The 23,817-nt window shown below is 43.2% G+C and carries 20 protein-coding genes; 7 read left to right on the top strand and 13 right to left on the bottom strand.

The features are described 5' to 3' along the window. The first annotated feature begins 75 nt into the window (after positions 1–75). On the top strand, positions 76–846 hold the full coding sequence (locus ACTJJQ_RS12380; protein WP_025208087.1) for a WecB/TagA/CpsF family glycosyltransferase: 771 nt from the start codon (positions 76–78) through the stop codon (positions 844–846). Positions 847–857: 11 nt separating this feature from the next. Then, positions 858–2,045, top strand: coding sequence for a CDP-glycerol glycerophosphotransferase family protein (locus ACTJJQ_RS12375; protein WP_440600235.1), 1,188 nt, complete (start codon positions 858–860; stop codon positions 2,043–2,045). 17 nt (positions 2,046–2,062) lie between these two features. On the opposite strand, the gene ACTJJQ_RS12370 is transcribed toward ACTJJQ_RS12375, so the two are convergent. The 12 genes from ACTJJQ_RS12370 to ACTJJQ_RS12315 form a co-directional block, all read right to left on the bottom strand. After that, positions 2,063–4,693 carry an N-acetylglucosaminidase gene (locus ACTJJQ_RS12370; protein ID WP_440600234.1) on the bottom strand — a complete coding sequence of 877 codons (2,631 nt, stop codon included), beginning with the start codon at positions 4,691–4,693 and terminating at the stop codon, positions 2,063–2,065. Between the two features lie 124 nt (positions 4,694–4,817). Beyond that, positions 4,818–5,768, bottom strand: coding sequence for a mannose-6-phosphate isomerase, class I (manA, locus tag ACTJJQ_RS12365; protein WP_041507862.1), 951 nt, complete (start codon positions 5,766–5,768; stop codon positions 4,818–4,820). 147 nt (positions 5,769–5,915) lie between these two features. Then, positions 5,916–6,737, bottom strand: a complete 822-nt coding sequence (locus tag ACTJJQ_RS12360; RefSeq protein WP_058337004.1) for a carbohydrate ABC transporter permease — start codon at positions 6,735–6,737, stop codon at positions 5,916–5,918. After that, positions 6,734–7,705 carry a carbohydrate ABC transporter permease gene (locus tag ACTJJQ_RS12355; RefSeq protein WP_024719268.1) on the bottom strand — a complete coding sequence of 324 codons (972 nt, stop codon included), beginning with the start codon at positions 7,703–7,705 and terminating at the stop codon, positions 6,734–6,736. Before ACTJJQ_RS12355 ends, ACTJJQ_RS12360 begins: the two co-directional genes overlap by 4 nt. Positions 7,706–7,762: 57 nt before the next feature. Continuing rightward, positions 7,763–9,031 carry an ABC transporter substrate-binding protein gene (locus tag ACTJJQ_RS12350; protein ID WP_035389707.1) on the bottom strand — a complete coding sequence of 423 codons (1,269 nt, stop codon included), beginning with the start codon at positions 9,029–9,031 and terminating at the stop codon, positions 7,763–7,765. Between the two features lie 99 nt (positions 9,032–9,130). After that, complete coding sequence (locus ACTJJQ_RS12345) at positions 9,131–10,552, bottom strand: response regulator transcription factor (protein WP_058337005.1); 1,422 nt, start codon at positions 10,550–10,552, stop codon at positions 9,131–9,133. Beyond that, positions 10,546–11,988 carry a histidine kinase gene (locus ACTJJQ_RS12340; protein WP_440600233.1) on the bottom strand — a complete coding sequence of 481 codons (1,443 nt, stop codon included), beginning with the start codon at positions 11,986–11,988 and terminating at the stop codon, positions 10,546–10,548. The genes ACTJJQ_RS12345 and ACTJJQ_RS12340 overlap by 7 nt, the downstream gene beginning before the upstream one ends. Next, on the bottom strand, positions 11,985–12,986 hold the full coding sequence (locus ACTJJQ_RS12335; RefSeq protein WP_440600232.1) for a sugar-binding protein: 1,002 nt from the start codon (positions 12,984–12,986) through the stop codon (positions 11,985–11,987). The genes ACTJJQ_RS12340 and ACTJJQ_RS12335 overlap by 4 nt, the downstream gene beginning before the upstream one ends. 70 nt (positions 12,987–13,056) lie before the next feature. After that, positions 13,057–13,512 (bottom strand): GNAT family N-acetyltransferase, encoded by a 456-nt coding sequence (locus tag ACTJJQ_RS12330; RefSeq protein ID WP_440600231.1) that lies wholly within the window; start codon positions 13,510–13,512, stop codon positions 13,057–13,059. Positions 13,513–13,621: 109 nt separating this feature from the next. Continuing rightward, positions 13,622–14,230 carry a bifunctional 4-hydroxy-2-oxoglutarate aldolase/2-dehydro-3-deoxy-phosphogluconate aldolase gene (locus ACTJJQ_RS12325; protein WP_440600230.1) on the bottom strand — a complete coding sequence of 203 codons (609 nt, stop codon included), beginning with the start codon at positions 14,228–14,230 and terminating at the stop codon, positions 13,622–13,624. Beyond that, positions 14,202–15,218: a sugar kinase gene (locus tag ACTJJQ_RS12320; RefSeq protein WP_076821224.1), complete on the bottom strand. Its 1,017-nt coding sequence runs from the start codon at positions 15,216–15,218 to the stop codon at positions 14,202–14,204. The genes ACTJJQ_RS12325 and ACTJJQ_RS12320 overlap by 29 nt, the downstream gene beginning before the upstream one ends. 86 nt (positions 15,219–15,304) lie before the next feature. Further along, the gene (locus ACTJJQ_RS12315; RefSeq protein WP_017368168.1) at positions 15,305–16,315 is read right to left on the bottom strand and encodes a LacI family DNA-binding transcriptional regulator; all 1,011 of its coding nucleotides are present in this window, start codon (positions 16,313–16,315) and stop codon (positions 15,305–15,307) included. A 257-nt stretch (positions 16,316–16,572) separates the two neighbouring features. On the opposite strand from ACTJJQ_RS12315, the gene kduI reads away from it, so the two are divergent. From kduI to ACTJJQ_RS12290, 5 genes are all read left to right on the top strand, one after another. Beyond that, the gene (kduI, locus tag ACTJJQ_RS12310) at positions 16,573–17,400 is read left to right on the top strand and encodes a 5-dehydro-4-deoxy-D-glucuronate isomerase (RefSeq protein ID WP_008343239.1); all 828 of its coding nucleotides are present in this window, start codon (positions 16,573–16,575) and stop codon (positions 17,398–17,400) included. Between the two features lie 4 nt (positions 17,401–17,404). Further along, positions 17,405–18,178 carry a 2-dehydro-3-deoxy-D-gluconate 5-dehydrogenase KduD gene (gene kduD, locus ACTJJQ_RS12305; protein WP_048001908.1) on the top strand — a complete coding sequence of 258 codons (774 nt, stop codon included), beginning with the start codon at positions 17,405–17,407 and terminating at the stop codon, positions 18,176–18,178. 104 nt (positions 18,179–18,282) lie between these two features. After that, complete coding sequence (locus tag ACTJJQ_RS12300; protein WP_017359996.1) at positions 18,283–19,749, top strand: spore germination protein; 1,467 nt, start codon at positions 18,283–18,285, stop codon at positions 19,747–19,749. Positions 19,750–19,752: 3 nt separating this feature from the next. Next, entirely contained in the window at positions 19,753–20,853 is a 1,101-nt protein-coding gene (locus ACTJJQ_RS12295) for a GerAB/ArcD/ProY family transporter (RefSeq protein WP_017368171.1), read from the top strand. Continuing rightward, positions 20,850–21,995: a Ger(x)C family spore germination protein gene (locus ACTJJQ_RS12290; RefSeq protein ID WP_025208098.1), complete on the top strand. Its 1,146-nt coding sequence runs from the start codon at positions 20,850–20,852 to the stop codon at positions 21,993–21,995. Before ACTJJQ_RS12295 ends, ACTJJQ_RS12290 begins: the two co-directional genes overlap by 4 nt. 204 nt (positions 21,996–22,199) lie before the next feature. Here the strand turns inward: ACTJJQ_RS12290 and ACTJJQ_RS12285 are convergent, their stop codons facing one another. Continuing rightward, positions 22,200–23,597: a glycosyltransferase gene (locus tag ACTJJQ_RS12285; protein ID WP_440600229.1), complete on the bottom strand. Its 1,398-nt coding sequence runs from the start codon at positions 23,595–23,597 to the stop codon at positions 22,200–22,202. Between the last annotated feature and the right edge of the window lie 220 nt (positions 23,598–23,817).

Below are 23,817 nucleotides of genomic sequence, written 5' to 3'. Positions count from 1 at the left end.
AAATGATCTGTAGGTTAAGAATGAATTTACAATGATCGTACAATAGATAACAAAAAGAAAAAGGGGGTTTATACAGTGGAAACAGAAGTGGTCTCTAACCTTTCTTATGTAAATGGCGACTTAGACGAATTTATTAGTTATATGAACCAACACCACCTTTCACAGCGAAGAGGCGCAATGATTGCAACGGTGAATCCAGAAATAGGCTATGCAACTATGAAGGATCATGCATATCATAAAGTCATCTCTTCTGCAGACTATGTCTTACCTGATGGTGTAGGTGTTGTCTTGATGTCACGTCTTATAAACCATCCGTTGAAATCAAGAATTGCAGGCTTTGAGGTCTTCATGTCTATGCTTGATCTCGCAAACAAGCAATCTAAAAGTATTTTTTTATATGGGGCGAAAGAAGAAGTGCTCGAGGCTGTCAAACAGCGAATTGATACGGAATATCCAAATGTGGTGATTGCAGGCAGCTGTGATGGTTATCAAGCGGATAAACGATTTGTGGCAAAACAAATTGCTCGTTCAAAAGCAGATATGGTGTTTGTTGCTTTAGGTTATCCAAACCAAGAGAACTTTATTTATGAATACCGTCATTTGTTCCCGCAAGCTGTTTGCATCGGTTTAGGTGGAAGCTTTGATGTATTTAGCGGTACGGTGAAGCGTGCACCACGCTGGATGATTAAAACAAATACGGAATGGCTGTACAGACTCATTGTCAATCCGTGGAGATGGAAACGAATGCTGAATATCCCAAAGTACGCTTTTGCCGTATTAAAAGAAAACAAAGGGAAAAAGCGCTACTATCCTGAGCAAGTAAAAGATCAGACGAAGCAGCTGTGAGAGACTGATACATGATGAATATACGCTCAATGATCATCTCATGCTATGCAGCTTTTGTTTCTTTTGCTGGATGGCTCATGAGCGGCGTGAAACCTCGTGACAATCAGGTGACGCTGCTTGTTTCATTCCAAGAGAATGCAGCTGCTCTCATTGATACTTATCAACAACAGGCGAATATGACAATGAAGCTCACTGTCCTCTATACGAAGCATGCTTCCGTGATAGAAAAGGACGTGCCTCATGTGTCATTTCGCTATTTTCATGAAAAAAATCCCTTCCATCTCATTCAATGTATCTATACGATGCTAAAAAGCAAAGTTGTCGTCACAGATAATTATTTTCTGATGACAAGTGTGCTAAGAAATAGACCTTCTACCACTTGTATTCAAGTGTGGCACGCCAATGGTGCTTTGAAAAAGTTCGGTCTTGAAGACGCTTCAAATCATCACCGTAGTTCTCGTGATCTGCAGCGTTTCAAGCGGGTCTATGCGTCTTTCGATTATATCGTTACAGGCTCAGATCACATGCGCGAGATTTTCAAAACTTCATTTGGCGTCAAGGACGATCGTTTTCTGCCAACAGGTGTACCATTCACAGATGCGTACTATGATGAGCGCCCTATTTCCTTTCAGATGGATATTTTTCCAAAAGGCAAAAAAGTGCTGCTGTATGCGCCGACCTACCGGGACTTTGCAATGGACGGTCTTGTCTTACCTTTTTCTAAAGAACAATTGCGGAGAGAGCTGAATGGTGACTATATCCTGCTCGTCAAACTTCATCCTGCAGTGAAACATTTAGCCAAAGCAGAAACAGATGGTGAGTGGATATTTGATGTGTCCGATCAGCCGCTCTTTCCATTGCTCTCTGTATGCGATGTCCTGATTACAGATTATTCGTCCATTGTGTTTGAATATGCGCTGCTCCGAAAGCCTGTTTTGTTCTTCACTTACGATCTAGAGACTTATCGCATGAAACGCGGTTTAGTCGAACGTTATGAAGACATTATTCCAGGAAAGGCTTGCGTCACTCAAGATATGCTCTTAAAGGAGCTTAAGGGGCTATACGAATCAGCCAATCAAGACTTATTGAAAACCTTTGCTGAGGAATGGAACCAATATTCAAAAGGGAAATCAAGTCAGCAGCTTCTTTCCTTTATTGAACAGCAGATCTTACACAAAAAACGTCCGGCTTCTCATTAAGAAGCACGGACGTTTTTTTATTTGTTATACACGGGGATATCATAATACAGCGTATAGTTATCAAGTAAGTTATACAAACTATACATACGTGTGACCTGTTTAGAAGCCCAGCCAATATCCGTTGCATATTGGTGAGTGGCTGTCGCAGACCACCGCATTTTGTAAATGGTATCTTGTTTGTATGTGGCGTTATTGATATAGCTGTTGCCAATGAATTTTGCCCCGCCAATAATGGCTGCTTCTGGCGTGAACCATTGCTGTTCATACGCATACTTTGCACCGAGGTAATTCGGATTGCTGTCATATGCACCAATGCCGTACATGTTGTACACGATTTTATCATTAAACTTCGTACCGTTCGCTAAAATGGAACTGCCGTTGCCTGTTTCAAGCAATGCATGTGAAATCAGGTAGATTTCGTTAATATGATACGTTTTCGCTGCTGTGATAAAGGCTTGTCCTTTTCCGGCAAGAATGCCTTTCCCTGCTAAAATCTTCGTATTCACTTCAGTCGGGTTGAGGTTTGCAGCTTCAGAGAGTTTGAGAAATTGAAAATAAGATTGAGTGCCCTCCGCGATATTCGCTGGGTCTACATATTTTAATACTTCTGCTGAACTCGCATTTCTCCAGCCGAGGCTGATCTTGATCCAGTTGCCTTCTTTTCCAAGCTGCTTCACTTTTGTCCCTTTGTTCAGCTGTGCGACGATGTTGCTAGCCGAACTTGAATCAGGTGTAGAACGTACATTTAGCCCGTCTGTATTCACTGTGGACGTCGCTGGGTCTACATATGTCGCATAGACATAGGCTGCACCATCTGTCTGCGGCGATACCTTCATTTGTTTGTTTACCATCTCATTGACTGTGAGGTTATAATTCGTCTGCATCACCATTGGACCGTTTTTGATTTTTGTCGCTGTGGCTGTCCAGCCGTATTGGCTTTTCACAAAAGCAATGGCCGCATTCGCATTTGTTAACCCTGTAAACTGCTGTGTGATGTTGATTTTATATGCCGGTTTTGTCGTTGTTGTATAAGCAGCTGGTTCATTTCGTTTTTTGAAGAATGTCATGCCTTGATCTCTTAAGGCAACAGTCGAAATAACCCCTGTTTTGATCTGATATTGACCATAATCAGTTGCACCCGTTTTTTGAGCGGCTGCTTTCATTTTTTGTTTGGTTAAATAACTTAAGGCTTGATTCAGTTTTGTCTGATTCACAGTCGCCTCTGTCGTAATACGGTATTGCTTAACAGCTTCTGTTAATGTTTTTGTACTACTGGCAACTCCATTTTTTTTCATGATCTCTTGCGCCTGCTTTACTTTGCTTTGATCATATACAGGAGTTGTCATCAGGCTGTATGCTTTACTGACTGCTTGCCCCTTGCCTGTTGTGATGCTGCTTGTCACCTTTTGTGCCTTTAAGTATGCAGCACCTTTATTTACTTTTGTCTGATCCGTTGCTTGATTCACAACTAGTCGATACGTGCTGTCAGATGCTTTGCCTGTTTTTTTCGTTGTGGCGGATACTTTTTTCTTTTGGAAAAATGCCGTTGCTTTTTTCGCTTGATCATCGCCCAAAAGATTCCCAGTCACTACTTGATATGGCTGTGTAGAGGAGATCTTTTTAGACGTATAGCGCCATTTCTTTTTCTTGAAAAAGGCAACTGTTTTTGCGTAAGTTGTGTCATTTAATTGATTGAGCTTTACGATATAATTTTTCGTTTTTCCTACTCGCTGCACAGTACCTGACGCACCAGCTTGTTTCTTGATCTGAGCCGCCGCTGAGGCTGCTTGCTTACTGTCTTTGAAATAGCCTGATTCCATGCTATATACATTTTTAACAGCTCCAGCCTTCTGAATCTTTCCGCTGATTTTCGCTTCTTTTTGCAGCTGGGTCAGAAGGGTTTGCGCTTTAGACTGATTCGTTTGTGCAGCAGATGTGACGATGTAATACGGTTTGCCTGCTGCTACCGTTTGGAGTACTGCTTTTAAACCAGATTCCTTTTGAAAACCTTGCAGGATGGTATTTGCCTTGCTCTGTCCGACAATATTGCCTGAGATCAGCTGATACACGGTGCCAGCTTTGTTTTCGGTTTGATATGTACTCGTGACTCCGGCCTGTTTTTGTAGTTCGGTTTGAATATTTTTGACTTTCGTTTCAGAATCAATGGCTCCTGATATGACCTGATATGATGGTCTGCTTTGATTGATAGCTTCATACGTGCTATTGAGTCCTGATGTTTTCGTCAGCTCGAGCGTCAGTTTTTTCGCCTGACTTTCATCGTTGATTGGATCAGATACGATTTTCTGTAAAGGAAGGCGGTCACCTACTGGAGACACCGTACCGCTCATGCCTAGCTCTTTTTTTAATGCAGCGGCACTTGCATTAGCTGCTACTTGTGAGTCATATCCTGAGGCAGTCAGTTGATAAGTCGATGTATTTCCTGAAGTTTGATAAGTGGCTGTCCACTTCTTATCCTTTTTCAACGTGTCAACCGCTTTTTTCACTTCTGCTTCTGTTGTAAATACTTTTGAGGTGCTAATCGTATAAATGGATTGATCGACATAGGAGGCTGCTTGCACTTCTTTGCCCGTGTGTAATGTCATACCAAAGGCAGCTGCGAGTAACATAATCTTGATGGTTTTTTTCACGGTCCCTGTCCCTCTCTTAGCTTTGCATAATAGTCTACTAATCTCTTTATCGACAAAAACAAGTCTCTTTCAAGTCTTTTATGCAATAGAAAAATAGAGGACTCCCTCGAAGTCCTCTTTACCTTTATATATGTGACACAATCAGTTCACAAGATCCTTCAATGGTGAAGTTCCCTGTTTCAGCAGGCAGGATAAAATGGGCTCCTTTTGGCAGCGGATATGTATGTCCATTATGCTCTAAGGACCCTTCCCCATTAATAACGCTGCACAGCAAAAACGGATAATCTTGCGATAGCTCTACTTTTTGATCAATTTCCCATTTATACACAGAAAAATATTCTGCTTCTACAAATGTTCTAATGGTCACCCCTGGACGAGTTTCTACTGATTCATCTGCATAACCGTCTACATGAGGAACCGTGGTAACATCAATGGCCTGCGTGAAGTGAAGTTCACGTTCATGGCCATTTTGGTCTTTTCGTTCATAATCATACACCCGATAGGTCGTATCTGAACTTTGCTGCGTTTCAAGAACCAGTGTGCCTTCACATAGCGCATGAATGGTACCGCTTGGCACATAATAAAAATCGCCCGGCTTAATTTTCACTCGCCGCAAAAGGCCTTCCCAATCTCCGCTGTTCATCATGGTCACAAGCTCAGTTCTCGTCCGTGCATTATGACCATAGATCATTTCTGCGCCTTCTTTGCAGTCAATGATATACCAGCACTCTGTTTTCCCAAGCTCGCCATTTTCATGTCTTTCCGCATAATCATCATCTGGATGAACTTGAACGGATAAGTCTTGGTTTGCATCTAAAATTTTGGTTAAGAGCGGGAAGCGATCGCCTTCTATTCCCCCAAACAATTCTCTGTGATTGTTCCATAGTTCGATCAGCGTTTTCCCTTTATATGGACCGTCTTGCACGACACTTGGTCCGTTTGGATGAGCAGAAATTGCCCAGCATTCTCCCGTTTGATCAGAAGGAATATCATAGCCAAATTGATCCCTTAAGGCTGTACCTCCCCATATTCTCTCCTTCAATTCAGGCAGTAAAAAAATTGGTGACTGCTTCATTCAGGATGACTCCTCCCTTTGCTACCCTTTGATAATCCTTGCCTAGCATGATGAAAACTAGCAAGTCTCAACTTTTATTATGACGCTATCTAAAGAGAAGTCAATCCTTTCAGTACACCGAATGAAAACGATAACAAGAAAATCAATTCACCCTTTGACAGAGCCTGAAAGAAGCCCTTTCACAAAGTATTTTCCAAGTAGAATATAGACCAAAAGTGTCGGCAGCGCAGCCAAGATGGCACCTGCCATTTGAACATTCCATTGTACAATTTGACTGCCTGATAAATTTTGCAGTGCAACCATGACCGGCTGATTCTCTGCCGTGGTCATAGTAACCGCAAATAGAAACTCATTCCACACATTTGTGAACTGCCAAATGGCAACCACGACAAACCCTGTGATGGAAAGCGGCAAAATCATATGTCTGAAGATCCCGATAAATCCGGCCCCATCCATCTTCGCTGATTCAATCATTTCATCAGGAATGCTCACATAAAAATTGCGGAACATGAGTGTTGTGATTGGCAGGCCATATACGACATGGACAAGTACAAGTCCCGGAATGGAGTTATACAAGCCGATTTCACGTAAAAATTGAATAAGTGGAATGAGGATACTTTGGTATGGAATAAACATACCGAACAACATGAAGGTAAACACCACTTCTGATCCTTTAAAGCGCCATTTAGACAGCACATAGCCATTCATCGCACCTAATACAGCTGACAATAAGGTAGCAGGAATGACTAGATAAAGAGAATTCATTAAATTGGGTGATAACTTTTCAAAAGCGATTTTGTAGCTTGAGAAATCTAGTGTAGATGGGAGCGACCACATTCGCTCAAGGGTAACTTCACCTAATGGCTTTAAGCTTGTGACAAGCATGACATAAACAGGCATGAGAAAAAACAAACTGCACAGTATTAATAAAGCATAAAGAACTGGACGGACAAATCCTCTTGCGGTCATGATGAAGCCCCCTTCCGGCTAGACAGGAGATACGGCACGATAAAGACCGCAACAGAAATCAACATGACGATCGCAATGGCGGCACCACCTGCATAATGGTTTCCTCTAAAGGTCATTTCAAACATATAAACACCTGGCACATCGGTGACAAAGTTTGCACCTGGTCCTGTCATCGAGTAAATCAAATCGAAGATCTTTAAAGAAATATGTGCCATGATAATGACGACGCTCGCTGTGATTGGTTTTAACAGCGGGAAAATGATTTTCCAGTAGATTTGCCACTCGGTTGCGCCATCCATTCTAGCAGCCTCTCTCACTTCCTCTGGAATGCCTCTAAGACCAGCCAAATACATCGCAAGTGAGAACCCTGTCATCTGCCACACAGCAGCGATGACAACTGCAATCATTGCTGCCGGTACACCAAACTCAATTTTTCCCCAGACAAATCCAGCTAAAATGTTCGTATCCGTGTACCACTTGGGCTGGATGCCGAGTGTTTTTAAAAACAGATTCACCCCAGTAGATGGATTTAGGATCCATTGCCACACAACACCTGTGACAACAAAGGAAAGGGCCATCGGAAAGAAAAAGAGATTCCGAAAAAGTGATTCCCCCTTGATCTTCTGGTCTAGTAAAATGGCCAGTACAAGCCCAGAAGCAATGACTGCTCCAATAAAGAATAATGTAAAAAAGACCGTGTTTCGAAGATCTGACTGAAAGCGAAAATCTTGAAACAGCATGACATAATTTTTCATACCTGCGAAAGAAAAATCAGGAACAAGCGAGGTCCAGTTCGATAATGAAACATATCCTGTCCAGCCAATAAATCCGTAAACAAAAATGAATAATAAAACAGCTGACGGTGCTAAAAATAGCAGGGCAAGCAGCTGGTCTCCATTCCATTTTTTCCGAACACGTTTCACTTTTGCTGCTGGTGTTTTTGTGATCGGCGATGTGTCCATGCGCATGAAGCTACACTCCTTTTTTAAAAAAGAGGCGGTGCCTAACGGCCGCCTCTTTCATCTTTATTTCATTGAATCTTTTAAAGAAGAAACGAACTGACTGCTGTCTTTTTGTGTCACGAAAATATTGACGGCTTGGTTCGCCTTCGTGACAAAACCTTCTTCAGCAGCTGAGCCATGCGCAAGAGACGGTGCGAGCTTTGACTCTTTAAACGCCTTCATTGCCGATTTTCCATATTCATCATATTTTGATACGTCTGCATCCACACGTGCCGGTATTGACCCTTTCAACGGATTAAACGCATCCTGTCCTTCCACAGATCCTAAGACAGATAAGAATTTTTTCACGTTTTCTGGCTGTTTGACACCCTTCGGCAGTCCGAATGTATCCGTGATGACCATAAAGCTGCCCTCCGTACCAGGAGTAGCCACGTATCCAAAGTCTTTATTCACCTTCAAATCTAGATCATTCACAAAGTATCCTTTTGCCCAGTCGCCCATGACATTCATTGCAGCTTCCCCTTTTGCCACGAGCTGTGAGGCATCCTGCCAGTTACGCGAGCTATGATCGTCGTTGACGTATTCGAGCATACGTCCAAAGATGTCTGCCGCTTCCTTCACTTTTGCATCATCCATTTTTAAGTCGCCCGCCCAAAGTTTTTGATAGTCATCTGCACCTAGTACACCTAGAAGAACGCTTTCAAACAAATGAGTCGCTGCCCAAGGTTCTTTATCCCCAAGCGCAAGTGGAGTAATCCCTTTTTTCTTTAAGGCATCGGCTGTTTTGAAAAATTCATCAAACGTCGTTGGCGGTTCTAAGCCCTGATCTTCAAATACTTTTTTGTTATACCAAAGCACATTGCCTCTATGAATATTCACTGGAACGGAATAGATTTTCCCGTCTTTGCTCACAAGGTCAATCAGTGATTCTGGAAATTTATCCTTCCAGCCTTCTTTCTCATAAAGGTCATCCAGCGGCTCCATTTTACCTGCGGCTACCCAGCTCTCATTCAGCTCTGCTCCCCCGTGTACTTGGAAAGTAGCTGGCGGATCATCTCCTTGCATCCGGCTTGTTAGAACAGCCTTTGCATTCGTACCAGCGCCACCAGCGACAGCTGCATTTTCAATTGGAATGTCTTTATTTTTCTCTTCAAACAATTGAATGAGTGCCTTCAGTCCGTCTTCCTCACCTGCACCAGTCCACCAAGAGAAAATTTCTAGTTTCTCCGCTCCGCCCTCTTTTTTTGCATCTGAGTTCGTCGATGAACTGCAAGCAGAGACGACCAGCATACAGAGTGCCAATAAAGTAAAGCCTAATTTAAACTTCATCATGGATCCCCCATCCCTATTTTGTAAGCGTTATCAAAATAAGTATACTGGCAGATCCTTGCCTTTTTTCAGGCAAACTTCTTCACTTTTTTATGAAATTCTTCATTTTTTTACGACCTGTTTTCGATATTCCTTCGGTGAACAGCCAACCATTTTTTTAAACACACGACTGACGTAATTCGGATCAGTATATCCTGCTTGATAGGTGATTTCTTTTAAACTAAGCGAACTCTCTTTCAGTAGCTTCTTCATTTTATCCATCCTACAGGTCGTCACATATTCTTTAAACGTCAGACCTGTCTCATCCTTAAAGCGTTTGGTGAAATACGTCGGGCTTAAATCAACATAGGCGGCCGTTTGCTCCAGCGTGATATGTTCGCAAAAATGTGTTTGAATGTATCGTTTCGCCCGTTCTATATCATTCACCGTCTGGGTTCTTGCTTCATACAGATCAAATAAATGTTCACAGCATTGGCGGCATTCTGTTTCTGTAGTGATAGCTAGAATCGGCACATCTGCACGAAGTCGTGATTTGAGTAAAATGAGCAGCTCTTTCACATGAGAAATGGTTGCCCCTTCTAATTGGAAGGCATCATAGTAAGCAAGAGCATCATCTCTTCTCCCTTCTTCTAGTGCCAGCATCATGTCATCGGCAAGCTCAGGCAAGTTGATCAATACGTAAGGTTGTCTATCTGTATAGTAAAAGCCATAACGAACCGCACCGTCATCTTTTTTTCGCTGATAATAGGAAAGCTTCGCTTCTGCCGCACTTTTCTGAAGTTGAAGTGGATTTGAGACAGGATGACCCATGCCAACAATGACAGGTGAATGCTGCTCGCTTGTCATGGCAGCGCGAATGGCTTGCAGTACATTCGCCTTTAGATGACCAGGTGATTGACGGCTGTAAATCAAGCATGTAAACAGCTCACCGCTCACTTTGATAGGCACTGCTTGAAAAAGAGCAGACTCCTGCAAATGATTCAGGAGTTGATCCCCGCCTGTCCGCTGAACAGCGATCACTAGACCTGCTTGAAAATCCTGAAACAGCCGCTCAAACACTGTGGAGGAATAAGATTGACCGTTCAACACATGAGCTTCCAGCCATTTTGACTGCTGATTGACTTTCTCCGCCTGCCGCAGGGAGACCTCCTGCTGAATTTCTGCCGCAACAGAACGAATCGCTGTAATGGTTTCGTCTTTATCAGCTGGTTTGACAAGGTATTGTTTGACCCCTTCCTGCATGGCTTGCTTGGCATAATCAAATGTATCGTAGGCTGTCAGCATAATAAATTTAGTATGAGGACAGCTTGCTTTGATCTGTTTGATCGCTGTGAGTCCATCCATGCCTGGCATCTGAATATCCATGAGCACAAGGTCAATTGGCTTAGACCGCGCCAATTCCACCGCCTTTTTTCCATTCGCAGCTTCCCCTGCAATATGACAGTCTGGCAGCCATTCGGTCATGAATTTACGCATCGCCATTCGTTCAATTTTTTCATCATCCACAATCAGCACGTTCAGCATGCTCGCTCCTCCTTGATTGGTATTGTCAATTGAATGGTGGTCCCTTCGTTTGGCTTTGAATCAATTTGAAGGGCATCCTGCACTCCGTAAAACAAACGCAGCCTCGACATCACATTTCGAAGACCAATTCCTGTCGAGTGACCTTTACTACGTGTGTCTGGATGATCTTCTTCCTCTTGCGATAGCAACCTCTTTTTCTCTTGATCACTGATGCCAAGTCCATTATCCCGAATCCGAATCATGACAAAGCCATCATCTCGATCAATAGAGAGCTCTACAAGCCCCCCCTCCTCTTTTGGTTCTACCCCATGAATAAAGGCATTTTCGACAAGCGGCTGCAATGTAAGGCTCGGAATGTGAACAGATAGACACGACTCATCTATGGTCGTTTTGCATGTAATACGATCGGAAAATCTTGTTTCTTGTATATGAAAATATTCTTTTACCACTTTCACTTCTTGTTCTAACGTAACAGATGCGCTGAGAGGAGATAGCGAATACCGCATCAGCGTAGAAACGGATTGTATCAATCTCGATGTCGCATCAGCTGATTCTAAGTACGCCATACGTGAAACGATGTTTAATGTATTAAATAAAAAATGTGGATTCATTTGGTTTTGTAGTGTTTTCAGCTTCATGTCTTTAATTTTCTGATCTAAAGCGGCCTTTTGTTTCATCTCTTCAATCATGACCTTCATCTCTCGCCGCATTCGCTCAAAGGCATGATTTAACACAGAGATTTCGTCCTTCGATGACACATGCAAATTCGGACCATCAAAATTTCCTTCTGATACTTCTTTGGCACTTCGAGACAGATGAACGATCGGTCTTGAAATTCCACCCGCAATGATATAGGCCATCCATAAAGCGATGCCTATCGATAATGTAAACAGACATAGAGTAAAAAGCGCATACGTTTGATGTCTTTTTTGAAGGGATTGGTAGAGTACTTGATACTCAGATAATTCATCATCCAAAAGAGTCATTGTCTGCTCTTGGATATAAGAGGATACGGTTCTTACTTCTTTCACACTTGCAGCATATTCTTTGATTTTCCCATCTTTGACATGATTCATTGTCGCATCACTTTCGTTTATGAGCGTCCGCATCATATATTGATATTTTTCAATGGACGGGATGGCGGCATGAAGCCCTGCATTTTTGAGCAATGCTTGGTCATATGATGTCATTTTCTGTTTTGATTTTGCATACCCCTTGGCAAACGCCTGATCCTTTTCGATGGCAAAGGCGTTGACCTTTTCATACATCGTTTTTGCCTCTGTCGAAATATCATTCAGCAGGAGAAAGGAACGAAAGCTCTTGCTATATTCTGATGTGATTTTTGAACTGCTCCAATACACAAAAAAAGCGGCCACATTACCAAGGAGCACAAGAATTAAAAATGCCAATAATAATTTACTTCGTATTTTTCTCATGGCTGAACCCCCTGTGGTCTTTCCATTTGATGAAGGGGCAGGTCTCCTCGCCGAATCACACTCGTCCCTGTGTACTGAAGCGGTTCTTGTTTATCCCCTTGTTGCAAACGAACAAGAGATTCAACCGCTTGATAGCCCATTTCATAAGGGTGCTGTACAACCACTGCATCAATTTTCCCATCATCCAGCGCTTGAATCGTATCAGGCAGAGTATCAAATGCGAGCACATAAACATCTTTAGACGAATGATATTGCTCTGTTGCTTGAATAATGCCGACACCATCTAATGCACTTGTTCCATAAAATGCGGTGAGCTGCGTATGATCATTTAACAATTTATACGCAGCACCGGAAGCACCTGATTTCGTAATCGCCGACTCTTCTATTCCAGCAATATGAATGCGTTTCTCACCAGAAACGGCATCTCGAAACCCCTTCACGCGAAGCTTCTGGTGAATCGCATCAAGCCGTCCCGTCACAATGCCCACATACTGTTCGCCTTTTGTATCGGCGATGAGTGCCTGTCCGGCGATAAAGCCAGAATAATAGTTATCTGTTCCGACATACACTTGACGCTTGCTCCCCTCTGCATCGGTATCGACTGTGACGACATCTATACCTTTCTCTCTTGCTTTTTGAAAGAGCGGTTTGTATTTCTTTGCATCAAGACCTTGCGTCATAATGCCATCCACATGACCAGCAATCGCCATATCAATGGTTTTCAGGTGATCATCCAAATCAGCCTGCTTTGGACCTAGGTATTCAAGATACACCCGATGAACTTCCGCCGCATCAGCAGCTCCCTTTTGCACCAATTGCCAATATTCATTATCAAGTTCCTCCGGTACAAGAACAAAGTGATATTGGTAAGTTGATACCGCCTCATCGGAAGCGCTTTCAATTTTAACTAAATCTTGACCTAATACAGATAAAAAAAGAACAGATACGACACAAAATGTGAGAAATGCGCCTATTCCGAACAACTTCGACCTTTTCATTCACATCCGCCTCCTTCCATTGTTGCCGCATAAAAAAAGAGCTGCTTATAAAAGCATACTCTCTCGACCTCTATAATTCCTTTGTCATAAATAAACTGTTCGGATCTTCTTGGTATGAACCAAAAGGCGGACAATATCGAAATCCAAAGCTTTCATATAATCTTCTTGCTGGTTCAAAGAAAGCAATCGCACCTGTTTCAAGGCTGACTCTTTTATACCCCCGCCGCTTCGCCTCTTGGAGAAGGTGGGTCAACAGATGCTTCGCCACGCCTTTTCGCATATGGGCTGCTGCCGTCCTCATCGATTTGAGTTCACCATGTTCACTTGATAGCTCCTTGATGGCTCCGCAGCCAAGAAGCGCCTCTCCATCCCTTGCACTCCATACTGTGACGTCTTGTTTTTTCAGATCGTCTAACGGAAGGGCATGAATGCTTTCTGGCGGTGAATGTTTTTTCATCTCTTCTAAATGAGCTTTAATCAATTGTTCAATTTGACCATCTTTTAGTTCATCTTGTTGAATGTACATATCGACCTCTCCTTTATGCTCATTTTACGTGAAAAGAAGTGCCTTCCCATCTTTTATGTCAGATAAACGAACAAACAACCGGCAGTCATCCGCCGGTTGTTTATGTGAACTACATGATGGCGGAAGAAAGAACAGCCTGTAATTCTTCTGCTGTACTGCTTTCAAGCTGGCTGCCGACACCTACTGCCACAGCTCCTGCTTCAAGCCACTTTGGCACATCGACTGGATGAATGCCTCCTGTTGGGATGAACTCAATCTCTGGAAACGGGCCTTGCAAATTTTTCATATAGGACAAACCGAAGGCGCCGCTCGGAAAAAGCTTTAACACGCTGTATCCATTTGCTTTTGCCTGCATAATTTCACTCGGGGTCAAAACACCTGGAACGTAAAGTGTATCGTGAAAAGATAGGTGCTCTCCGATGACAGGAAGATATCCCGGGCTGACGATAAATTGAGAGCCGGCTTCAATGGCTGATTGTGCCTGCTCAAGCGTTGTAATCGTTCCGGCTCCGACAATCAAGTCGTGGTCATGCTGGTAAGATGCAATGATCCGCTCTGCATTGGGCGTGGTATATGTCACTTCGATGGCCCGCACCCCTTTTTTCTTTAAACGACCAATCATCTCTATCCCCTCTGCTTCACTACCTGCTCTGACCACCGCAATGAGTTTACAAGCTGCGAGCTTCTCTTTAACGCTCATACTTGCTGACTTTCCCATACCTCTCATCTCCCTTCATATCGTGTCGCCTTTGATATCGTTTGGCTTCTTTTATAAATGCCTGAAGCTCTTCCCGAGTCGGCAGTCCCTCGTGATCTCCTGGGGACATGACTGCAAGTGCTCCAATGGCATTGCCTCTTGTCACCGATTTTTCATATGATAATCCGTCCAGCAGACCGCTCATCACTCCCACTGCAAATCCATCACCAGCTCCGACTGTATCCACGACATGAGATACATGAAAACCATCCACTACACCTTGGCCCGATGCACTTTTGAAATAGGCTCCTTCCGCTCCCAGTTTAATGACCACAAGCTTGACACCTTTTTGTAAATAAACATCCGCAATCGCTTCCGGCTCATGACACCCCGTGAGTCTTTGACCTTCTGCAAGCCCAGGGAAAAACCAATCTACTTGAGCAGCCATCTGATTCACCGTATGAATCATGTCTTCTTCCTCTTCCCATAGTTGAAGTCTCAGGTTCGGGTCAAAGGAAATGGTTTTTCCTGCTTCTTTCATTTCTTTAAGGGCATGAAAAGAAAACGCTCTCATTTCACTAGACACAGCAGGCGGGATTCCGGTCATATGAAGATGTCCTGCCTGCTGAAAATAAGTGGACGGGAAATCGCTTGCGTTCAATGTGCTCGCAGCAGAGCCTTTTCGGTAGTACGTCACATCAGGGTCTCCATCGATGACTTTTGATTTAAGCAATATCCCTGTTTTGGCTCCATCATTTGAACGGAGTACTGCCTTCGTATCGACCCCTTCTTTTTGAAGCTCTTCTAAAATAAATGTACCAAGTGAGTCCGCCCCGACCTTGCTCATCCAGCCAACGCTAAAGCCTAATCTTGCCAAGCCGACCGCAACATTACTCTCTGCACCAGCAAGTGCTTTTTGAAACGTATGCACTTGGTGAAGCTCGCCAATTTCTTTTGCATAAAACATCGCCATTGATTCCCCAAATGTGATCACATCCAATGCTTTCACTGATTTCTCCCCTTTCTTGGTACCGGTTTCAAAACAGTTGAAAAAGAGAGAGCATGCACGTATGTATACTCTTCTCTGCCTGACGTTTATAAAGATTTTCTCACAATGATTTCTCCATCAAGTTGAATGGTCTGGGGTGCACTCTTATCCCCTTCAAGACGCGTCTTGATTTTTTGCATCGCCGCTCTCCCCATCTCATGAGATGGCTGCGCCACCGTAGTGATGCCTGGCCCGATCAGCTTATACCATTCTGTATCATCAAATCCAGCAATGCCTATCTCCTCAGGTATCTTCACCCCAAGATCGACGAGTTCACTGATGAGCTTCAGCATAAGTAATCCATTGCCTGCTAAAATCGCTTTTTTCTGATGGTTTGATTGTAAAAACCGACAAATCTCATCTCGCATTTGTTCCTTTTGCTTCAAATTGATTTCTGCAATCATAGGTGTCTTATGTTGACTCATGGCCGTCTGTTCATAGGCTTCTTTTCGTTCTTCACGTGGACTAATCCCATCGACCGGCTCAGTAAAGAAAGCGATATGTTCGTAGCCTTTTTCATACATCTGATGAAGTAGACGAGCCGTGATGTCACGGTTATTCGTTGTGACGGTATCGACCTTGAGTTCAGGTAACTTACGGTCAACAAGAACAATCGGTACACCGTTTTGCTTAAAGTCTTGCAAAATGTCATTGTTTTGACCGGTCGTATTGATGATCAGCCCTTCAATATAATGCGCATTCAGCTTCAGAAGCATTTCTCGTTCTTTTTCTGGACGATTATCTGTGTTGCACACCATGATGCTGTATCCATATTCATCACAAATCTCTTCCACACCACGAAGTGTCGCAACAGAGAACGGGTTCGTAATATCAGCCACAATAAAACCAATGACCTTGCTCTTTCTTACTTTCAATCCTTGGGCAAGCTGACTCGGACGGTAATGGAGCTCCTCAATGGCTTTTTTAATCTTTTTTACCTTTTCAGGAGAAATTTCATTTGTTCTGCCATTGATGTATCTGGATACCGTTGATTTTGAGACACCTGCATATGCAGCAACTTCGTTAATGGTGACTTTCGTTTGCTTTTTCTCTTTCATACAAAAAACTCCCAAGATCGATCTTCTCATTTGTTTCGAAACCGATTTCAAATAAACTTAAAAAAAGCATACCACAAGTTAAGCTGTATCAGAAGATTTTTTTCATGAACATGAAGAAAAAAAGCTTTTATACAATTAAAGAAAGCGATTTCAAATTAACGGTTGACGTCTCTCTCTTTTTCCTCTAGAATTTTCCTTGAAACCGATACCAAATAAAACAATCATATGTTTCAGATGGAAAGGGAGGCTTATCTCAAATGGAAAATCGTTATGCTGTACATCCTGAGCAGGTCAAGCGTTTTACAACAGAGGAACTTCGTCGTCATTTTCATATTCCGATACTTTTTGTCAGTGGTGAATTGAAGCTGTATTATTCGCATGAGGACCGTGTGGTGATTGGCGGTGTTATGCCGACATCAGAACCGATCAAGCTAGATGCCGGCGACTTTTTACGTACAGAATATTTCCTTGAAAGACGGGAAATTGGCATTGTGAATGTCGGCGGCCAAGGTACGGTTACAGTCGATGGTGAGTCATTTGTGCTGGAGCATAAAGATTTCTTATATATTGGACTTGGACACGAACATGTACAGTTTGCTAGTTCATCAGGTGAGCAGGCCAAATTTTATCTTGTGTCAGCCACCGCTCATAGAGCGTATCCGACACAAAAGGCTGCGATCGCTGAATTAACACCGAATCATTTAGGGGAAGCATCCGCCTCGAACGTACGGAATCTGTATCAGGTCATTCATGCAGACGGCATCCAAAGCTGCCAGCTTATGATGGGCATCACTCAGCTTGAAACCAATAACACATGGAACACGATGCCTGCTCATATACATGACCGGCGGATGGAAGTGTACTTATATCTTGATATAGAGGAAGACGCACGTGTCTTTCATTTTATGGGGGAGCCATCTGAAACGAGACATCTCGTTGTGGCAAATGAAGAAGCCGTCATCTCACCTGCCTGGTCCATTCATTCAGGCTCAGGTACCGCAAATTATTCATTTATTTGGGCAATGGCGGGAGAAAACTATACGTTTAAAGATATGGACTTTGTCCCGATGGACCAGCTGAGGTAATGAGATGACGACGACATCCTATGTAGCGTCCCTCTTTTCCCTCGAAGGCAAAACAGCTCTTGTCACAGGTCCTGGAACTGGAATTGGGCAAGGTATTGCCGTAGCGCTTGCCCGTTCAGGTGCAGATATCATCGGTACCTACCACCATACGCCGCTTGATGAAACAAAAGAACTTGTCGAACAGACCGGCAGATCATTTCATGCGATTCAAGTAGACTTTTCAGATCCTAAGTCCGCAAAGCGGGATGTTGATGCCCTTTTAAAGCAGCATTCAATTGATATTTTAATCAATAATGCTGGTACCATTAAAAGAGAAGAGGCTGCTCAATATTCAGAGGAAAACTGGCATACTGTGATGGATGTGAATATCAACAGTCTCTTTTTCCTCACGCAAAAGGTCGGACAGCAGATGCTGCAAAAAGGGCAAGGGAAAATTGTCAATATCGCTTCCCTTCTATCATTTCAAGGCGGTGTCTTTGTTCCCGCTTATACAGCAAGTAAGCATGCTGTCGCAGGTTTGACGAAAGCATTTGCAAACGAATGGGCAAGTCAGCATATTCAGGTCAATGCGATCGCGCCTGGTTATATTGCAACCAATAACACGCAAGCCATTCGTGACGATGCGAACCGGAATGAAGAGATTCTGAAACGAATCCCCGCTGGACGCTGGGGAAGGCCTGAAGATCTAGCAGGTGCCGCCGTCTTTCTCAGCTCCCCTGCATCTGATTATATGAACGGGCATATTTTAGCCGTAGATGGCGGCTGGCTGGCGAGATAAACATGTGAAGAGAATTCCTATTTTAGGGGATTCTCTTTTTTCTATTTGCATAATTCTTCTCCTTCCGAGTCACTCTATAAAAAAAGACATGAGGGTGAGGTATTATGAAAAGTCGTATTGAACAAGATATAGAGTCCGTCATTCAGCGTGTCAAAAGCTTTGCCGGCAAAAGTGATGATATCGTGTTCCACTCTTTTTCATTTGGTCCTTCCGCTGTCTCTGCATGTCTCGTGTACGTTGAAGGACTCACAGAATTTGAGATGCTTTCCAAACAAATCATTTCACCTATGCAAAAGGAACTGACCATCACCAAGGTCGACCACACCACACTTTCTTCCCTTTCTAAAACGTTCTTTGGTATTCAAAATGATGTGCTGGAAGATATGAACCTTGCCATCGAGCAGTTATACAGCGGCAGGGCTATTTTATTTGTGGATAGGGCCACTCAAGCGCTTGCGCTCCATACGAATCTTTTTCAATTTAGAGAAGTAGAGGAGCCGCAATCAGAAGTCCTTGTAAGAGGACCCCGGATTGGATTTATTGAAAATCTTGAAAAAAACACGGCATTGCTTCGTGAAAGAGCAAATGATCCGAACCTTGTCATTCAAAAGGTAAACATAGGAACTCGCAACAAGAAATCTGCTGCTCTTGTGTATGTTCGTGATATCGCAGACCCCAAACTAGTAGATGATGTATTCTCTCGTATGAAGCAAATCAAAATGGATGATATTCCTGAGTCCGGCTATATTGAACAGTTGATTGAAGACAGTCATGTCTCTATTTTTCCACAGATTCAAAATACAGAACGTCCTGATCGGGTGATTGCCTCTGTGCTCGAAGGAAAGGTGTCTATTTTGCTCGATGGGACGCCGTTTGCCCTCATTATGCCGATGACTCTCACTGCCTTGATGCAATCACCGGAGGATTATTATCAAAGATGGACAAGTGCGACTCTTTTGCGTTTGCTCCGTTATATTGCCGTGCTTTTGACGATCTTTTTACCGGGACTCTATATCGCCCTTGTTTCCTATCATCCTGGTTTATTACCAACACGAATGGCACTGACCATCGCAGGCAGCCGGCAAAATGTGCCCTTTCCTCCTGTAGTGGAAGCCATTTTGATGTCGTTTACGATTGAACTGCTGCGGGAAGCTGGACTTCGTCTTCCTAGGGCGATTGGGCAGACGATTGGACTGATTGGCGGCGTCATTATTGGACAGGCGGCTGTCCAAGCCAATATCGTCAGTGCCTTAATGGTCATTATTGTGTCTCTGACGGCACTAGCCGATTTCACTGCTCCATCATATGATTTCAGCTTTCCCTTACGCATCCTGCGGTTTATGGCGATCTTCAGTTCAGCCATGTTTGGATTATACGGCCTCATCATGTGTTATTTATTTGTACTTTGTCACTTGATGCAGCTCAAGACCTTTGGTTTTGACTATTTCACACCTGTTTTGTCTTCACCGTTTTCAGATTTAAAAGATACGTACGTTCGTTTACCAATAGGGCTATTTAAATCGAGACCGAAAACAGCCAAGACAAAAAATCTCAAAAGACAAGGAGATTAAACGATGTACAGAGCTGAGAAGCTATCATTGTTACAAGTCACCATTCTGTGCAGTTCTACAATGATAGGCGCTGGAATTTTAACCATTCCACGCAGTTCTGCCAATTCAGGATTCCCTGATGGCTGGATCATTGTATTGATACAGGGAGTCATCTTTGCTTTCGTTGCTTTTTTGCTAGGTTGGATTGCGGAGAAAAATGCACCGGATACCATTTTTGAATCGAATACAAAAGGAGCCGGTGCCTTCTTTGGCACGATTTTTAACCTAATGCTGATCGGTTATTTACTAGCCATTGTTGGTTTTGAGGCGCGTGTACTGGGGGAAGTGGTTCAATTTTTCCTGCTGCAATCGACCCCGATGACCGTGATTGTGATGATTTTTTTACTGGTGGCCACCTATCATTTAAAAAGCGGAATTTTTCCAGTAGTAAAAATGGTGACATACATTTATCCAATGACCATGATCATTTACATTGGGCTCATGCTGTTTAGTTTGAAAATATTTGATTTTGATTATTTACGCCCGGTAATGGCTCACGGGTTTAAAGATTTTAGTAATTTGTTCTCTCAAACATTTATTCAATTTACAGGCTTTGAAGTCATTTTGTTTGTCGTACCGCTTGTCTATAAAGACAAATGGTCAAAAGCGAAATGGGCCGCAGCGATCGGGGTAGGGATCACCACACTTATTTACTCCCTCACGCTCTTTATTGTGATTGGTTCCATGACAGTTGGAGAAACGAAATCACTCACCTGGCCCACTGTCTCACTCATTCAAGCGCTAGAACTAGAAGGGGTCTTCATTGAACGCTTTGATATTTTCTTACTGACGATCTGGACGTGCCAGCAGTTTATTTGTATGCTTGGCTTTTTCCAATTTGCGATTAAAGGCTGTCAAACGGTGTTTAAGACAACCAATTTAACGAGACTGCTATGGTTACTGTTTTTGCTGACCTCAGCTCTCTCTCTTTTTCCGAGAAATATCAATGAAGTCTTTTACTACTCGACTTTACTCGGCTATGCATTATTCGCTGTTTTAGCGATTCCTTTTATAACAGCTATTCTGCTCATGATACGTAAAAAATGGGGAGGTCGATCTGCATGAAAGGACGGCGTTTATGGCTCATCTTTTTGTCTTGCTGTCTTTTGCTTTTATCGACAGGTTGCTGGGACTTAAAAGATATTGAGAAATTATCGTTTGTGCGCGGTGTTGGCATTGACGAGGAAGATGATAACGGAGTCAAACTCACCTATCAAAACCTTGTCCCTAAAATGGGCGGAACACAAGAAGCAGACTCCCCTGGCTATGTGAATGTCGTCTCAAAGGGGAAAAATGTACTGGAAGCAGTCAGCAATGTCGCTTTGAAGGACCCGCCGATTTACAGTGATCACCTCAAAATCTTTTTGTTTGGCAAAGATCAAGCTGAACATCATGATATTCAAGGGACACTCAACCACTTTATACGAGATGATGAGGTTCGAAGAAGCAGCTACCTCTTAGTGTCACGCCATGAGGCATCAAAAGTCATCAATCAAAAATTAAAATCACAACAAAAGGTTCCAGTCGAGCATATTTTTGAAACATCAAAAAACCGGAGCTTTAACGGGAAGATTTTACTGCCAACACGTATTGGCCGAGCGTCGGATTACTTTCAGATGGGTACAAGCTTTCTTGTCCAAAGTGTGGATGTCGTAAACGGAGAACTCACCTATGATGGTGCAGGCATTATCCATGGGAAAACGCGAAAGCTGATAGGATTCATACCAGCAAAAGATGTCCAATCTTTAAACTGGGTCATGAATCGCATCTCAGGCGGAGTCGTACCTGCCACCTACAAAGGCTTTCCGATTACGTATGAAATCAAGAAAGCAAAGTCCAAGATTGAACCCTATCTGAAGAACGGAAAGATCTCCTTTAAAATTAGTGTACAAACAAACGGGAAACTATCAGAAGATCAATATCCCCCTGAAAACTCATACGATGAGCAATACATCAAACGATTTGAGCGCATTTTTGAACGCAAAATCAAAGAGCGCATTCAAAAAGCTGTCAATCACATGCAAAAAGATGTGGGTGTTGACCCGATTTTTTTAAACCGGCAGGTGCGCATCAAGTATCCAGACTTTTGGGATCAGCACCGCAACGAATGGGATACACTATTTCAAGAAGTAGACATTGCATATGACGTAAAAGTGAGCATTTTGAACTTTGGTGCAGAAGGCGCAACGAAAAACTTTAAATGGTAGCACAAAAGGCGGATGACCGCCTTAGATGGTTGACAAAGGGCTAAAATGAACTTTGTTTTAGCCCTTTGTCTTCTTTTCAGCGTGATAGAAAACCTTTGCAGTCTAGGAAGGACGAGTACCGGAGCGGAGCGAATGAAGGATTTCCGAGCACCGGCGCGCAGGACTGACAAAGAATGCGAGGGTTTGCCTACACGCTGAGGCGAATTACCCGGAGGGGGAACCGCCTTTTTTACGTGCAACGATCAAAAGCTGATAGAGCGTCACTTGATCAGATAATGCTTTTGTTTGAAATCCAAGTGACTCTCCTACTCTCGCCACTTCGTCAAAAAACAATTGAACGTTTTGATCAATTGGCACATTGATTGGCTGTTCAATCACGCGATGAAATAAATGGTCTGGAAAGAGCGCCCGCATTGTGTTTGGTGTGAAAAATCTCATATGTGTTCGATCTAAAATCCCCACATCTTGATACGTAAAATCACCTGCCATTAAAGGCAGCAGTACTTCCGCATGCATCATATTAGGTAAGCAGCAAATGATCACGCCACTTGGTTTTAAAGACGCATGCGCATGAGCTATCAACTGCCATGGGTCTGACACATGCTCTAACACATCAGAAAAGATCACAGCATCAAAAAAAGCTTCTTTCTCTGACCAAGGATACGCCTCCGCTTTTGTCTCAATCACTTCTTTGTAATACGCCTTTGCCATCTCTGCTTTTAATGCATCCGCCTCTACTCCGTACATGTCAACGGACTGCCGGTTGATCAGTTCAAGTCCTGTCGCCCCAGCACCACAGCCAACATCCAGCACACATCCGGCATCCTCAGGGAGCAGTGTTGCAAAATATGGATGGGGCGTTATCAGATTTAAATCAATGCCCCATTTATCTAAAAAACGAAGCCTGTTCTCCGCAAACAATGTAGAGATGTTCGTTTCTTCATTGGCATTGAAGGTAGCATGACCGTGATGATGCACAAAAGAATCATGGACGATTTGCAGCTGGTACCCCTTCAGCAATGAGCGCAGACAAAGGTCATCATCCTCAAATGATCCATATACAAACCGCTCATCAAATAACCCTACATCCTCGATCAGCTCTCTTTTGACCAGCAGACAAAAACCAACAAGTCTGTGCACATATGTTCTTTGACCTTTTCTCGAAGCCGTATATGCCTTCGCAAAGGCAGGAAGCTCCTTCACATCTGTGTAAGATGGCTGAACGAGCTGAGGACCACTCACATAATTGGAGACAGGGCCTACCATGCCAATACGATCTGATGCAAAAAGGGCTTCTCTTAAAGGCAAAAGCCAGTTTTCGGTCACAATCGTGTCGTTATTTAAAAAAAGAAGACTATCTCCTGTTGCCTTTTTCGCCCCTTGGTTACAGCCCTTGGCAAAACCTTGATTCTTCTCGTTGTCAATCAACACGACATCTTCCAGTTGTCTCACATATTCCTTTGTTCCGTCTGATGAAGCATTATCCACGATAATGAGTTCATATTCATCACGCCGAGTATGCTCCTTGATACTGTCGATACATTTTTTCGTTAGGTGCAGTTCATTGTACGTCAGCATCACAATGCTCGTTTTTCCTTTCATCTCATTTCCACCTTTCGCCCGCCTGTTCCATATGTATGTCATAGGCAGCACGTTCAGAAGATGAGTGATTGTCCTTTCTTGATTAAACGTTTGTTTAACAAAGGGCTAAAATGAACTTGATTTTAGCCCTTTGTCTTCTTTTCAGCGTGATAGAAAACCTTTGCAGCCCTAGGAAGGACGAGTACTGGCGCGGAGCGAATTTCACATTCGTGAGCACCAG

The organism is Bacillus sp. 22483 (assembly GCF_052044605.1).
GTDB classification, from domain to species: Bacteria; Bacillota; Bacilli; order Bacillales; family Bacillaceae; genus Bacillus; species Bacillus altitudinis.
This window is presented reverse-complemented; position numbering and strand designations above follow the sequence as displayed.

Coding starts and splice junctions, on each gene's coding strand:
- ACTJJQ_RS12375 (WP_440600235.1), top strand. CDS start 858: ATGATGAATATACGCTCAATGATCATCTCATGCTATGCAGCTTTTGTT.
- manA (WP_041507862.1), bottom strand. CDS start 5,768: ATGAAGCAGTCACCAATTTTTTTACTGCCTGAATTGAAGGAGAGAATA.
- ACTJJQ_RS12360 (WP_058337004.1), bottom strand. CDS start 6,737: ATGACCGCAAGAGGATTTGTCCGTCCAGTTCTTTATGCTTTATTAATA.
- ACTJJQ_RS12355 (WP_024719268.1), bottom strand. CDS start 7,705: ATGCGCATGGACACATCGCCGATCACAAAAACACCAGCAGCAAAAGTG.
- ACTJJQ_RS12350 (WP_035389707.1), bottom strand. CDS start 9,031: ATGATGAAGTTTAAATTAGGCTTTACTTTATTGGCACTCTGTATGCTG.
- ACTJJQ_RS12345 (WP_058337005.1), bottom strand. CDS start 10,552: ATGCTGAACGTGCTGATTGTGGATGATGAAAAAATTGAACGAATGGCG.
- ACTJJQ_RS12340 (WP_440600233.1), bottom strand. CDS start 11,988: ATGAGAAAAATACGAAGTAAATTATTATTGGCATTTTTAATTCTTGTG.
- ACTJJQ_RS12335 (WP_440600232.1), bottom strand. CDS start 12,986: ATGAAAAGGTCGAAGTTGTTCGGAATAGGCGCATTTCTCACATTTTGT.
- ACTJJQ_RS12330 (WP_440600231.1), bottom strand. CDS start 13,512: ATGTACATTCAACAAGATGAACTAAAAGATGGTCAAATTGAACAATTG.
- ACTJJQ_RS12325 (WP_440600230.1), bottom strand. CDS start 14,230: ATGGGAAAGTCAGCAAGTATGAGCGTTAAAGAGAAGCTCGCAGCTTGT.
- ACTJJQ_RS12315 (WP_017368168.1), bottom strand. CDS start 16,315: ATGAAAGAGAAAAAGCAAACGAAAGTCACCATTAACGAAGTTGCTGCA.
- kduI (WP_008343239.1), top strand. CDS start 16,573: ATGGAAAATCGTTATGCTGTACATCCTGAGCAGGTCAAGCGTTTTACA.
- kduD (WP_048001908.1), top strand. CDS start 17,405: ATGACGACGACATCCTATGTAGCGTCCCTCTTTTCCCTCGAAGGCAAA.
- ACTJJQ_RS12300 (WP_017359996.1), top strand. CDS start 18,283: ATGAAAAGTCGTATTGAACAAGATATAGAGTCCGTCATTCAGCGTGTC.
- ACTJJQ_RS12295 (WP_017368171.1), top strand. CDS start 19,753: ATGTACAGAGCTGAGAAGCTATCATTGTTACAAGTCACCATTCTGTGC.
- ACTJJQ_RS12290 (WP_025208098.1), top strand. CDS start 20,850: ATGAAAGGACGGCGTTTATGGCTCATCTTTTTGTCTTGCTGTCTTTTG.
- ACTJJQ_RS12285 (WP_440600229.1), bottom strand. CDS start 23,597: ATGAAAGGAAAAACGAGCATTGTGATGCTGACGTACAATGAACTGCAC.